We start from the raw sequence: 13,106 nt of genomic DNA, 5'->3' as shown, positions 1-13,106 counted from the left end.
GCCGTGCGCTGGGCGCGCAGTCACCTCGCGGCTCACAGCGTGGGAGCCGGGCGGCGGCGACGCCGGACGATCGGGCGCCGCAGCGAGCCGAACCGGCGCAGTATCCGCGGTCTGCGTACGGTGCGGTCGAACCACTCGCCGAGGGTGACACCCGCCGCCAGCGCGCAGCCGATGCCGAATGCCGAGAGCAACTGATTGGCTCCGATCAGCAGCTCGTCGTTGAGTAACGCGTAGAGACCGCGGTAGACCTTGAGGCCGGGGAGCAGCGGGGTGATGCCCGCGACCGCGACGACCAGCGGGGGAGTCAGCGCCCGGCGGGCCATCAGGCCTCCGGCCAGGCCGACCAGCGTCGCGGCGACACCGGTGGAGATCACCGGACCGAATCCGGCGTCCTGCGCGAGCTCGAAGCAGATGGTGCCCGCCGCGCCGCTGCCCGCGGCCGCGGCGAGCGCACGGCGTTCGGCGTAGCAGGCGAGCGCGAACGCCAGCGCCGCCAAGGCGCCCGCCACGATCTTCACGGGCAGGTCGGTGATATCCCGCGCGGAGGTGAGGTAGACCGGCGGCACCGTGGCGTCGACGAGATCGGCGATGCGCAGCGTCAGCGCGATGCCCGCGATGATGCCGCCGGTCATCATCATCACCTCGAGCATGCGGGCCGTCGCGGTGATGGGGGCGCCGGTGATCGCGTCCTGCACCGCGCCGACCAGTTGTAATCCACTGAGCAGCACGGTGATTCCCGCCGCGATGATCAGCGTGGGGTCGACGTCGATGCGCAGCCGCGCCGCGAGACCGGCCAGCACGATCGCCGGAATCGCCGCGATCGCGCCGCCCACCATGTGCTGGAAGAAGAACGGCAGTCCGTAGCGATTGAGGACGCGATTGGTGCGGTCGATCGCCGCGGTGGTGGCGAAGCTGACCGCGGCGACGACCGCGCCGGCGCCGAGCAGCGCGGCGATCGCCGCCGCCATGAGCGACCACGCGGCGGTGGCGGTCCACCGGTGGTAGGGGTGCGGCGCCGAGGTGATCGCATCGAGCGCGGCGCGCGCCTGGCCCGGTGGGACCACCTCGTTGCGGATCCGGCGGGTGAGCCGGTCCACGGCGGCGAGCCGGGTGAAGTCCAGGGCGCGGTAGTGCACGATCCGCATGGTGCTGGCCGGCGGTAGCTGGGGTCCGCGGTCGGCCCAGATCCGGATGGCGTCGTAGGTGACGTCGACGCTGCATCGGGACAGGCCGTAGGTGGCGGCGATGAAACGGACCGTCGTGGTGGTGTCCACCACACCGGTGCCCGAGGCGAGCACCACCTCGCCGACCCGGACCGCGAGGTCGAGGACCTCGGCGACCCGGGCGTCGTCGGCGAGATCGATCGGCTGCAACGGCGCCGGCGCCGTGACGATGGTGTCCGCGGTCGCCTGGCGGTCCGCGACCAGCAGGCCGACGGCTTGGCTGACAACGGGGATCGGGCGGGCGCGCCGCAGGCGCAACCCGCGCCGCCAGCCGAGGTGATCCACCCGGTCGGTGGTGACATCGCCTCCGGTAGGTGCATCAGTAGCCATGGACGCGAACCTAGTCACCCGGCGTGTCGTTGGCATCCGCGCGTTCCGGGGCGGGCGTGTCGGTCCTGGCCGAGCCCTTGGCCGGACCGGCGAGCCGTGATAGAACTTGTTCTAATTTCGGCGATGGGAGCGCGTACCGTGCGGTACGGAATCGTGTTGTTCACCAGCGATCGGGGCATCACCCCCGCGGATGCGGCCGCGGCCGCCGAACGTGCCGGTTTCGACACGTTCTATGTGCCCGAGCACACCCACATCCCGGTGGTCCGGGCGGCGGCGCACCCGCGCACCGGTGACGCGAGCCTGCCCGACGACCGGTATCTGCGCACCCTCGACCCGTGGGTCGCGCTCGGCACGGCGGCTGCGGTGACCGAGCGCATCGGTTTGTCCACCGCCGTGGCGCTGCCTGCCGAACACCATCCGATCACGCTGGCCAAGACCATTGCCTCGCTGGACCATCTGTCCGGCGGCCGGGTGAGCCTGGGTGTCGGATTCGGCTGGAACACCGACGAATTAGCCCATCACGGCGTGCCCGCGGGCAAGCGCAGGACCGTGCTGCGCGAGCATCTGGACGCCATGCGTGCCCTCTGGACCGAGGAGGAGGCCGCGTTCGACGGCGAGTTCGTGACCTTCGGCGCCAGCTGGTCCTGGCCGAAGCCGGTGCGGAAGCGGATTCCGGTGCTGCTCGGCGCGGCGGGCACGGAAAAGAACTTCACCTGGCTGGCGAAGCACGCAGACGGATGGATCACCACCCCCACCGAGGACGGTCTGGACACGAAAATCGCGCTGCTGCACCGAGTCTGGCGCGAGCACGAGCGCGCGGACACGCCAGAGATCATCGCGCTCGCCGGTCGCCACGACCCCGGGCAGCTGGCGCGATGGGCCGGATCCGGGGTCACCGAAGCGGTTTTCGGACTGCCTGACCGCCCGGTGGACGACGTCCGCGCCTACCTCACCCGACTGGCCGGGAAGCTGGGTATCGAGCACACCCCGTGACGCGGTGTGCGCACCACCGCGTGTGCGGCGTCCGTTGCGACCGGACAAGCCACACCTCACCCGGAGGTTCTCGCTACCTCGACCGAGACAACACCACGAACCTGATGGCCGGGTGCAGCTAGCCGCGTCTGCGCAGCACGAGCAGGCCCACGATGGTGCCGACCACGACGACGGCTGCTGCGCCGAGACCCGCGACCAGCAGCCATTGACCGCGCGACCCGGTTTCCGCGTCGTCGGCGGCGGCCACGGCGTCCGTCTGGTGCGTGACGCGCGGTGCGGACGCCTTCTCCCCGAAGACGCCGTCGGCGACGCCGGAGGAGTACGTCGGTCCCGGTTCCTGCGCGCCGGTGACGGTCAGATCCAGCTGGATCGGCACCGGCGCCGCGTTGCCCTCTTCGAAGGTCGAGCCGACCTTCACCGCGATGTAGTACCAGCCCGGCACCGATTGCCTGCGGGCCTTGATGTCGTCGGCGGTCCGGTTGGCGTAGCGGATCGGGACCGTCGCGGCCGCGTCCTTGCTCGGCAGCACCGTGCCGGTGCCGGTGTAGGCGCCGGAGTCGAAGCCGATCTCCTCGCGGATCGGGCTGTAGAGCCCGGTGCGGACATTGGAGAGGTTGTCCAGGCCGCGTCCGCCGTTACCGCCGAAGTGCACCCGGTAGGCCAAGCCCTGGCCCCAGTCCAGCCGGACGCGGTAGAACACGAACTCGCCTTGCCGCAGGGTGTCGGTGTAGCGGCCGCTACCGGCGAGCGGCGCGGCCACATTGAACGATCCGCCGCCGGTCACCGGGGTGCCGGAACCGGTCGGCTCGGAGAAAGCCGTGAGGGTCGTCGTGGGGGCTTTGCCCGGATCGGCCGCCGGGGGCTCGATGCCGACCAGCAGTTCGATCGGCAGTCGCTCCGGGACGCCCGAGGAGACCTTGTCCCAGGTCAGGGCGAAGGAGTAGCGGCCACCGCCGCGGCATTTGTCGCCGCTGGCGCTGCCGGTCCGCTCCTTTGTCGCGCCGTCGAAGGCCTTGGCGACGGTAAGTGCCTCGCCGTCACTGGATTTGGTGGTCAGCTCGGATTCGAAGACGTGGCAGTCCTGACCGTCCGCGCCGTACACGCGCAGTTGGAGGGTGTTGAGGTCATCGGTCGGCCCGACGTCCGGGACGCGCGGAAACGACACCGTGCCACTGAAATAGGCGGTCGCCCCCGCGGGCACGTCCACCGCCCAATACCGGGTCTCCTTCTGGCCGATGGTGTCGAGATACTGGCCAGGGGAGGCGACCGGCGCGGTCTCATGACTGCCGGTGCCGGTGATGGGCGTTCCCGCGGCGCGGTAGTTGCGCAGGGCCGCGGCACTCACTCGCGGCAGGACACGTTCCAGCGCGCGACCGTCGGCCGCGTCGGTGTAGGTGCCGCCGGTGGCCTGCGCCATGCAGGTCAGCTGGGCGCGGGCCTTCGCGTCCACCGCGAAGCCGATCGCGTGCATCACCAGATCTATGCCGCGCTGCTTCACCTCACGCGCGACCTCGCACGGGTCGGGCGGGGCGCAGGTGTCGTCGCCATCGGAGACCAGCACGACCGAGCGCGGGCCGGCGCCGGGCAGGGCGTCGGCGGCCTGCCGCAGGGCGGTGCCCATGGGGGTCCAGCCGCGGGCCTGGATGCCGTCGGCGGCGGTGGTCAGCGCTGCCTTGTCGAGTGCGTCGGCGGGCCGCAGCAGCCGCACGTCCCGGCATCCGGTGATCTTCTCCGCCTCGGTGTTCCCGGTGCTCGTGCCGTAGGTCATGAGGCCGACCTTCGACTCGGCGGGCGCGGCCTCGACGAACGAGCGGACCGCGGTCTTGGCGGCGTCCATCATGGTGCCCGCCGGATCCGGTCGTTGCATGGACCCGGACGCGTCCAGGATCAGCATGGTCGGCGCGTACTGCGGCGGCTGTTCGGCGCGGTCCGGCTGTGCCGATACCCCGGGGGCGGCAAGTGCCGCGCCGATCAGGGCGGTGGCGAGCACGGCGGTGAACTTGGTGAATCTCGGCATGGTCCTTGTCAATGTGTTCGCCATATCGCAATGGCACGTAGGTACATCGTTCCTGTACACCGTATTGGGCAAACACTCCGCGAAGCGATCCGAACTGCCCCGCCACGGGAAGTGGCCCGCGCGAGGACGTTCGCGCGGGCCACGGGTGATGTGGATCAGTGCAGGTCGCGCCTGCGGAACGCGGCGATGCCGACGGCGACCAGAGCGGCGGCGATGCCGAGCAGCCACAGCACCGGCTCCGCCTGGAACTGCGCGCCGGGCAATTTCGGCGGATGGACGAACGGCACCAGATCGACCATCCACTGCGGCAGTCCGTCCAGCGAACCGACGAAGAAGATCACCACCATGGCACTGAGCACGGCCCAGGCGACCGGCGCGAACCGCGGCACGACACCGTACAGGGCCACCGCGATGCCGGTGACCACCCAGACCGCGGGCAGCTGCACGGCCGCGGCGGCGATCGACTGCGGCAGCCGCGCGCCGAGGTCGCCGTCGGAGGCGCCGTAGACGACGCCGATCGCCGCACCGGAGAGCAGTAGTGCCGCCGCGGGACCCAGCAGCGCGAAACCGATGTGGCTCAGCGCGTAGCGGGCGCGCCCTACCGCACCGGACAGCGTGGACTCGGCTCGGGTGCTGGACTCCTCGTCGTGCAGGCGCAGCGCCGCCGAAATCGAGTAGGCCGCCGCGGCCGCGGCCAGCATCGTGATCGCGTAGGTGATGAACGACTCCTGCAACTCCTGCGAACCGCCCATCCGGGTGACCATGTCGCGGACGGCCGCGCTGCCGTCGAGCATGTCACCGACGCTGTTCACCGCGCCGCCGATCAGCAGGCCGTACAGCGCGAAGCCGACCGTCCACGCCACGAGGGTGCCGCGCTGCAGCCGCCAGGCCAGCCCGAGCGGACCGGCCAGGCCCGCGCTCGCCATCGACGGTCCCGTACGTTCCGCGATCAGTCCCGAGCCGGTGTCGCGGTTGCCGAGCAACACATACGCTGCCGCGGTGGCGAGCACCGCGACGGCGGAGAGCGGGATCAGCACCCACCAGCGTTCCTCGGCGTACGGGCGGATCTGCAGACACCATCCGATCGGCGAGAACCAGGACAGCACGCCGTTTCCGGCGTCGCCGACCGCCCGCAGGGCGAACGCGGCACCGAGCGCGCCGAACGCGACGCCGCGCGCCACCCGTGCCCCCGCGCTCACCTGGGCGGCCACCGCGGCGATGGAGCCCCACAGGATGCCCGAGGTCGCCAGCGCGGCCCCGAAGGCCACCGACCCCGCACCGGGCAGGTCGGCGCCGTACAGCGCCAGGGCACAGGCGATCCCGGCGAGCAGCGCGCCCGCGTAGGTCATGATGAGGGTGGCGGTGAGGCCGGCGAAGCGGCCGATGCTGGTGGCGCCCACCAGTTCCGCGCGTCCGGTCTCCTCCTCGACCCTGGTGTGCCGGATGACCGTGAGCACCGTGGCGATGGCGATCATGCTGTACATGGCGCCTGCTTTCCAGGTGCCGATCGAGCCGAGTTCGGAGCTGAACACCGGGCCGTACATGGCGATCAGCGCCGGGCTGTCGGCGGTGGTCGCCGCGAAGCGGTCCAGATCGGCCTGGGCGCTGTACAGATCTTTGACGCTGACCACCTGCAAGGCGGGCATCAGGCCGATCAGCAGCGTCCACAGTGGCAGCACCACCCGGTCCCGCCGCAGATACAGGCGCAGCATCCTGGCGGTCCCCGCGAAGTCTCCGCCGCCGAATGCCGGTGCCGCGGCGGCGCGGTCGGCGATGGCGGTGGTCATGCTCGCACCTTCTCCCCGGTGGTCGTGGCGGACTCGGCGCTGTCGCCGTCGACGTGGTAGTGCCGCAGGAACAGCTCTTCCAGCGTCGGTGGCGCGCTGGTGAGACTGCGAACGCCGGTGTCGCCCAGCACCCGGATCAGCTCTCCGAGGTGCTCGCCCTCGACTTGGCAGCGCAGCGTGGCGCCGTCGAGCTCGATGTCCTCCACACCCGGGATACGGCTCAGATCGCCTGGGTCGCCGAGCAATTCGGCGGTGATCGAGGTGCGCGAGAGATGGCGGAGCTCGGACAGCGACCCGCTCTCCACCGTGCGCCCGGCACGGATGATGGTCACCCGGTCGCACAGCGCTTCGACCTCGGACAGGATGTGACTGGACAGCAGGACAGTTGTGCCGCGCTCCCGCGCCTCGTGCACGCACTCCCGGAAGACCTGCTCCATCAGCGGGTCCAGACCCGAGGTCGGCTCGTCGAGCAGCAGCAGCCGGACGTCGGAGGCCAGCGCGGAGATCAGGGCCACCTTTTGGCGGTTGCCCTTGGAGTAGGTACGCGCCTTCTTGCGGGGGTCGAGGTCGAAGCGCTCGATGAGCTCGGCGCGCCGCTGCTCGTTGATGGCGCCGCGCATCCTGGCCAGCAGGTCGATGGTCTCGCCCCCGGACAAGGATGGCCAGAGCGTCACATCGCCCGGGACATAGGCCAATTCGCGATGCAGGGCGACAGCGTCGGTCCATGGGTCACGACCGAAGAGCCGAACGCGCCCTCCTGTCGCCCGGAGGATGCCCAGCAACACCCGGATGGTGGTGGACTTGCCCGCGCCGTTAGGGCCGAGGAAGCCGTGGATCTCGCCCTCGGTGACCGTGAGGTTCAGTCCGTCCAATGCGGTGACATGGCCGAAGGTCTTGCGGAGGTCGCGGACCTCGATGATGTCGGACATCAGTTCTCCTTGGTGAATGTGTCCAAGATCGTGGAATCGGTGAGCAGACCCTGGGTGTAGAACTCCAGAGCCGGTGGAGTGAGTTCTTCGGTGAGTTCGCGAATCGCCTTGCGATAGTCGATCTGTTCGCCACGGTTCTGGCGGAGCTGCATGTACAGCAGGGTCGCGCCGACGTTCAGCATCATGAGGTATCTGGCGCGTGCCGCGGGGTCGCGGCTCGGTTTGATCGTGCCTGCCTCGACCGCTTTCTCGAGATACATCTCGGCGTCGGCGGCCATGTGCTCGAACAGTGATTCCGCCATCGGTCCGCCCGCCTGGAGGCTGCGCACCATGTAGGCCACCAGTGGTGCGTACGACTCGACTTCGGCGAGAGCGTTGAGCATGCCCGACGCGACGGAGGGGGCGGTGATCGCCTTGATCTTCTCGTCTCGGATCAGCTGCAGCACTCGGTCGTCGCAGGCGGCGCGCAGGCCGTCCTTCGAACCGAAGTGATGGTTGACCAATCCGGGGGAGACACCGGCGGCGGCGGCGATTTTTCGGACTCCGACTTGGAATCCGTGCTCGCCGAACACCTCGATCGCGGTATCGCGAATGCGGGCCGCGGTGCTCAGGTCCTCGGCGGATCCTTGCGGAACGGGCTGTCGGTCAAACACATGTTCAGTATATTAAACAGGTGTTCAATGTCTGGCAAGAGGTCCCGCGGACATGTCGCGTCAACCGTTTGGGCGCTGGGCACCGGGCTATCGTCGAGTTATGGCTACCGGCACGGAAACAACGGCGGATCACCTACGCGCGGCACTGGACGGCCCCTGGGCGGCGGTCCGGGAAGAAGCTCGAATCCTGCTGGCGGGCGATGAGTTCACCGCGGACCCCTACCTGGACTACAAGGCCGCGCGGGCGCGGGTGCTCGACCAGATGCGGGCCATCGCCACGATGGGATTGGCCGAGCGGGGATTCCGCCGGGAGCACGGCGGAACCGGCGAGCCGGGTGCGGCGGTGGTCGGGCTGGAGATGCTGGCCTACGCGGATCTGTCGCTGTGGGTGAAATCGGGTGTGCAGTGGGGACTGTTCGGCGGCGCGGTGGAGAATCTCGGCACCGAACGACACCGGGAGTACATCAAGCAGTTGATCTCGCTGGATCTGCTCGGGTGCTTCGCCATGACCGAATCCGGGCACGGCAGCGACGTCGCGAACCTGGAGACCACGGCGACCTACGATCCGGCGACCCAGGAGTTCGTGGTGCACTCGCCAACGCCGTCAGCGCGTAAGGACTACATCGGGGGCGCGGCCGAACATGCCAGGATGGCAGCGGTTTTCGCGCAGCTGATCACCAACGGCGGCAACCAGGGCGTGCATTGCCTGCTGGTGCCGATCCGGGACGAGAACGGTGCCGACCTGCCCGGCGTGACCACCTTCGACGACGGCCTCAAGGGCGGTCTGCCGGGAGTGGACAACGGGCGCATCGTGTTCGATCACGTGCGGGTGCCGCGGGAGAACCTGCTCAACCGCTACGCCGACGTCGCACCGGATGGCACCTACAGTTCCGAGATCGATAACCCCAGCCGCAGGTTCTTCACCACGCTCGGCACGCTGGTGCGCGGCCGGGTCAGCGTCGGCGGCGCCGCGTCGGCCGGTGCGCGGGTCGCGCTGAGCATCGCGGTGCGCTATGCGCTGAGGCGCCGCCAGTTCGCCGACCCCGACACCGGGGTGGAGACGGTGTTGCTGGACTACCGCAGCCATCAGCGCCGGTTGCTGCCGCTGCTCGCGAAGTCGTACGCGCTCGCGTTCGCGCAGAACGACCTGGTGCGCCGGATGCATCTGGTGCAAACCGGTCACGATCTCGAACCGGGCGCGCAGCGCGCGCTGGAGAAGCGCGCCGCGGGCCTGAAGGTCGCGCAGACCAGGCACGCCACCCGCGCCATCCAGGAATGCCGCGAGGCATGCGGCGGCGCGGGCTACCTCACGGAGAACCGGCTGGTCACGCTGAAAGCCGACACCGACGTGTTCACCACGTTCGAGGGTGACAACGTCGTGCTCACCCAGCTGGTGGCCAAGGAATTGCTCACCGCCTATGCCGACGAGGTGCGCGACCTGGACGCCTTGGGCTGGGTGCGTTTCGCCGCCACCATGGCCGGTGACGTGGTGCGCAAACGATCGGGTGTGCGCCAGCTGATCCAGACCCTCCGAGACCGCAGTGGCGAGTCCGTCGACGACGGTGACCTGTCGCGCCGGGCGGTGCAGCTGCAGCTGTTCGCCGACCGCGAGGACTACCTGGTCCGGACCGCGGCACACCGGCTGCGCGCCAGGGCCAAGGACACCCGCCCGTTCGAGGCTTTCAACAACGCCCAGGATCACATCCTTGCCGCGGGCTCGGCGCACATCGACCGCTTGGTGCTGGAGGCGTTCATCGAGGGCATCGCGGGCATCGACGATCCGGACGCGCGCGAACTCGCCGGATCGATGTGTGATCTGTACGTCTACTCCACCATCGAGGAGAACCAGGCCTGGTTCATCATGCACCGGTTCATGTCGGTGGAGCGGGCCAAGGCGGTGCGCCGCGGTGTGAACGAACTGGTCGACCGGCTGCGCCCGCACGCGCTGACCCTGGTCGAGGCCATGGGCGTACCCGAGTCGATGCTGCGCGCGGCAATGCTCGACGACGCCAGCGTGTACGACCGGACCTGATGGCGCGGCCGGGAACCTGTCCTCGGGTCGTGCCGCGGCCGACGAATTCGGCGGCCCAGCACAGCGATATCACCATTGTGATCGCCGCCGCGATGCCGCCGAGAACATCGGTCGGATGGTGATAGCCGAGGCCGACCATACCGACCGCTGCCGCCGGCATCGCCACGCCCGCCACCGCACAGACCACGCGCCGTGCGTGCGCCAGGTCCGACAGCAGCACGAAGGTGGCCGCGATCGCGACCAAGTGGACCGTGTGCCCGCTCGGGTAGGCGAGATAGTCGTGCCACTGTCGCCCCCATAGTGGTTTCAGCAGCCAGGTATTGATCGCAACGGCCAGCTCCGGCACGACGAGCATCGTCGCGGCGCGTCGTAGATCGCCACGGCGAGCGAACCGAACGCAAGCCAGGACCAGCAGCGGAAGCAGGATGTACTCATTGCTCGGGACGACCAGCGCTTCGTAGATACCTGCTCGCGCGTCGAGTGCCGAGTGGATGGGATCGGCGATTGCGCGATCGAGTGCGGAGGGTCCTCCGTCGGAGGGAAGAGTCGCAGGAACCGCCGCGGTGGCGACAGCGCCCGTGGCGGCGACACCGGCGCGGGCGGTTACTACGGGAGCGATCTTTCCTCGACCGGTCTGCCTGACTGCGAGCACCGGTCGACGATAGCGAGCCGGCGACCCGCACCAGCTGCCGAACCGGGTGGCGGCGCGGTGGGCCCTTCGATCGCTCAGCCGGGTCCGTAGGTCGTGATCGCAGTGACGACGAACCACAGGACCCAGACGAAAACGATGACCATGCCGATCGCCAGGACGGTGCGCATCACCGCGCGCCCGAAATCGAGATCGCCCGGCTCCCGCGGATACAGCTTCCACGGGCTGTACCAGGGCGCCCGGACGACGAAGGCGGAGGCCTGTGCGTCCCGTTCCAACTGCGCGAGCTCCTCGGCGTACGCCTCCGCCTGTGCCTGGTTGGGGCCGCCGTGCCACAGCTTGATGTCGATCGGACCGAGGAAGCCCTCGGCGAGCAGGTCCTGCGGGGCGGGCAGGAAGGGCAGGATGCCCAGCCCACGGAACGCGATGGCGACGTCGTTGGCGGTCCAGAGGAATTTCTCCTCCGCGGCGAGCGCGTCGAAATAGTGCCGCAGCCGGGACGGGTCGTCGCCGATGATCACGTCGAAACTCGGGTCGGCCCAGGCCTGCTCGAGCCGCAGCTGAGCGCCGGGCAGCGTGACCACCAGCGCGACGCCGTGCACGACGCGCTGTCCGAGACCGCGGGCGGCCAGCCATTCCTGCATTGCGAAGGTGTGCTCCCGCGACCTCTCCAGCGGCGTGCGGCGGTCGCGGCTCTCCATCGCCGCGGGCTCGCCGTTGATCGTCCACGGCCCGTTCAGCGGGACCTCCAGCACACCGTCCTGCCTGGCCATGAGCGCGTCGACCTCGATGATCACGCAGCTGGTCGGCGTCCAGATCACGGCATCGAACGGATGCAGCCGATCCTTGTGGAACAGGCTGCAGGTGATCGTCGCGACACCGTGTGGACTCTCCGGGTCCTTCCAGGTGCGCAGCCAATCGATGAGCGCGCGCTCGGCATTGGTGCCTGCGGCGTTCTGCACTCGCACGAGCATTGGCGACCGCCCTTCACGTCGACCCGACAGGGGACAGGATACGAGGTGCCGAACCGAGTTCGCCGCGCCCACGCCAACACTCGGCGTGTTGAACGGTTTCGCGCGGCCGGAGCGCTTGCCGCTACTGCGGCTCTTCGGCCGCGATGCGGCCCGCTCGGACCGCATCGACCAGTTCGGCGTGATCCGCCTCGGTCCGATCGGCGTACCGCACCGCGAAAGCGGCCACCGCGTCGTCGAAACGCTCGTCGCCGTCCAGATATCCCGACAACAGGCGTGGATCGAGCGAGCGCGAATGAGCCCTCGCCAGCAGCGCGCCCGCCAGTCGTCCGTAGTCGTCGAGGTCGTCCGCGGGCAGTTCGGCGGGATCGATGCTGCCCTTCAAATTACGGAATTGCCGTACTATGAACGGCAATTCGGCACCGTTCCCGGTCGGGTCGAATGTGGTCCAGCCCAGCAGGATGTCGGATTCGGACTGAACCAGCCTGGCTCCCTGAACGATTCGCTCGCCCTCGTGCCGCACCGCGCGGGTGGGCAGGAACGGGGCCAGTGCCGAGGGATTGGCCTGCTTCACCTGCAGTACCAACGACTCACCGTCGTTGCCGTGGAGCAGCGCGAGGTAGGTGTGCAAGCCGACGCTGCCGGTGCCGACGATCCGGAACGCGATGTCGGACACCGCGAATCGGGCAAGCAGATTACGCCGTGACTCGAGCAGGCTCTCGGCGTAGCGCTCCAGGCCGTCGGTCACCGCCTCGGCGACGTGCGCGTCCACCGCGGTGAGAATCGGGGGGTCACTGATGAATCGGTGCTTGCGGATGCCGGTCTGGTGGTCCTCGAGGTGCTCGGTCCACTTGGCCACCACCTTGGCGCTGGTGTTCTTGCGCGCCTTCTTCGCCGCCTTCTTGAAGTCGTCGAGCAGATCGTCGGCCTTGGCGCTGGTGATCACCGATTCGTCCGGAAGCGCGCTCCAGGATGCCATGAACGGCATCGCGGCGAGCGCGTCCACGGCGAGGCGGTAGGAGCGGGCGGCGTCCCGCGCCGCGGTACGGCAGTCGTCGGCATCGGCACCGGATTCGCGTCCGGCCAGCACCAGGCCGGCCGCGAGCCGCTCCAGATCCCATTCCCACGGCCCCAGCACGGTTTCGTCGAAATCATTGATGTCCATGATGATTTCGCCACGCGCCGTGCCGTACAGGCCGAAGTTGGCCGGATGCGCGTCGCCGCACAGCTGGGCGCGCAGACCACTGTCCGGGCCGCCGGCCAGATCGGCCGCCATCAAGCCCGCCGCGCCACGGTAGAAGGTGAACGGTGAGGCGATCATCCGCCCGATGCGCAGCGGTACCAGGTGCGGCAGCCGCCCCGCGTTGCTCGCCTCGAGGAAGGCGAGCACGTCCGGACGTCGCGCGCCGGTCGCCTCCCGGTCCCGTGCGGTGACCGGAACCCGCTGACGCAGCGCGCGCCCCTCGGCCAGGACCTCCTCCGCCGGGACGAAGGAGCGCAGGTCGATAGCACTGTCTGACAC

9 protein-coding genes and 1 pseudogene are annotated in these 13,106 nt (G+C 69.4%); 2 read left to right on the top strand and 8 right to left on the bottom strand.

Features of this window, described 5'->3' with window-relative positions; genetic code table 11:
* Positions 1–32: 32 nt before the first annotated feature.
* Positions 33–1,457 carry a threonine/serine exporter family protein gene (locus tag AB0M45_RS06675; RefSeq protein WP_364323687.1) on the bottom strand — a complete coding sequence of 475 codons (1,425 nt, stop codon included), beginning with the start codon at positions 1,455–1,457 and terminating at the stop codon, positions 33–35.
* 234 nt (positions 1,458–1,691) lie between these two features.
* Here AB0M45_RS06675 and AB0M45_RS06670 point away from each other — a divergent pair, with 234 nt between their 5' ends.
* Entirely contained in the window at positions 1,692–2,546 is an 855-nt protein-coding gene (locus AB0M45_RS06670) for an LLM class F420-dependent oxidoreductase (protein WP_364323686.1), read from the top strand.
* A 118-nt stretch (positions 2,547–2,664) separates the two neighbouring features.
* Here AB0M45_RS06670 and AB0M45_RS06665 read toward each other — a convergent pair whose 3' ends face one another.
* The 4 genes from AB0M45_RS06665 to AB0M45_RS06650 form a co-directional block, all read right to left on the bottom strand.
* On the bottom strand, positions 2,665–4,587 hold the full coding sequence (locus tag AB0M45_RS06665; RefSeq protein WP_364323627.1) for a VWA domain-containing protein: 1,923 nt from the start codon (positions 4,585–4,587) through the stop codon (positions 2,665–2,667).
* A 131-nt stretch (positions 4,588–4,718) separates the two neighbouring features.
* Positions 4,719–6,350: an ABC transporter permease gene (locus AB0M45_RS06660; RefSeq protein WP_364323626.1), complete on the bottom strand. Its 1,632-nt coding sequence runs from the start codon at positions 6,348–6,350 to the stop codon at positions 4,719–4,721.
* Positions 6,347–7,279 (bottom strand): ABC transporter ATP-binding protein, encoded by a 933-nt coding sequence (locus AB0M45_RS06655; RefSeq protein ID WP_364323624.1) that lies wholly within the window; start codon positions 7,277–7,279, stop codon positions 6,347–6,349. Before AB0M45_RS06655 ends, AB0M45_RS06660 begins: the two co-directional genes overlap by 4 nt.
* Entirely contained in the window at positions 7,279–7,932 is a 654-nt protein-coding gene (locus tag AB0M45_RS06650; RefSeq protein ID WP_364323622.1) for a TetR family transcriptional regulator, read from the bottom strand. Before AB0M45_RS06650 ends, AB0M45_RS06655 begins: the two co-directional genes overlap by 1 nt.
* Before the next feature lie 100 nt (positions 7,933–8,032).
* On the opposite strand from AB0M45_RS06650, the gene AB0M45_RS06645 reads away from it, so the two are divergent.
* Positions 8,033–9,964 (top strand): acyl-CoA dehydrogenase, encoded by a 1,932-nt coding sequence (locus AB0M45_RS06645; protein ID WP_364323620.1) that lies wholly within the window; start codon positions 8,033–8,035, stop codon positions 9,962–9,964.
* A gap of 73 nt (positions 9,965–10,037) precedes the next feature.
* Here AB0M45_RS06645 and AB0M45_RS06640 read toward each other — a convergent pair.
* The 3 genes and pseudogenes from AB0M45_RS06640 to AB0M45_RS06630 all read right to left on the bottom strand — a co-directional run.
* A pseudogene (locus tag AB0M45_RS06640) lies at positions 10,038–10,319 on the bottom strand (phosphatase PAP2 family protein); the annotation flags it as partial.
* A 371-nt stretch (positions 10,320–10,690) separates the two neighbouring features.
* Positions 10,691–11,575 (bottom strand): nuclease-related domain-containing protein, encoded by an 885-nt coding sequence (locus tag AB0M45_RS06635; protein ID WP_364323618.1) that lies wholly within the window; start codon positions 11,573–11,575, stop codon positions 10,691–10,693.
* Positions 11,576–11,708: 133 nt separating this feature from the next.
* Entirely contained in the window at positions 11,709–13,106 is a 1,398-nt protein-coding gene (locus AB0M45_RS06630; protein ID WP_364323616.1) for a DUF2252 domain-containing protein, read from the bottom strand.

The organism is Nocardia sp. NPDC051787 (assembly GCF_040681325.1).
Classification (GTDB): domain Bacteria; phylum Actinomycetota; class Actinomycetes; order Mycobacteriales; family Mycobacteriaceae; genus Nocardia.
This window is presented reverse-complemented; position numbering and strand designations above follow the sequence as displayed.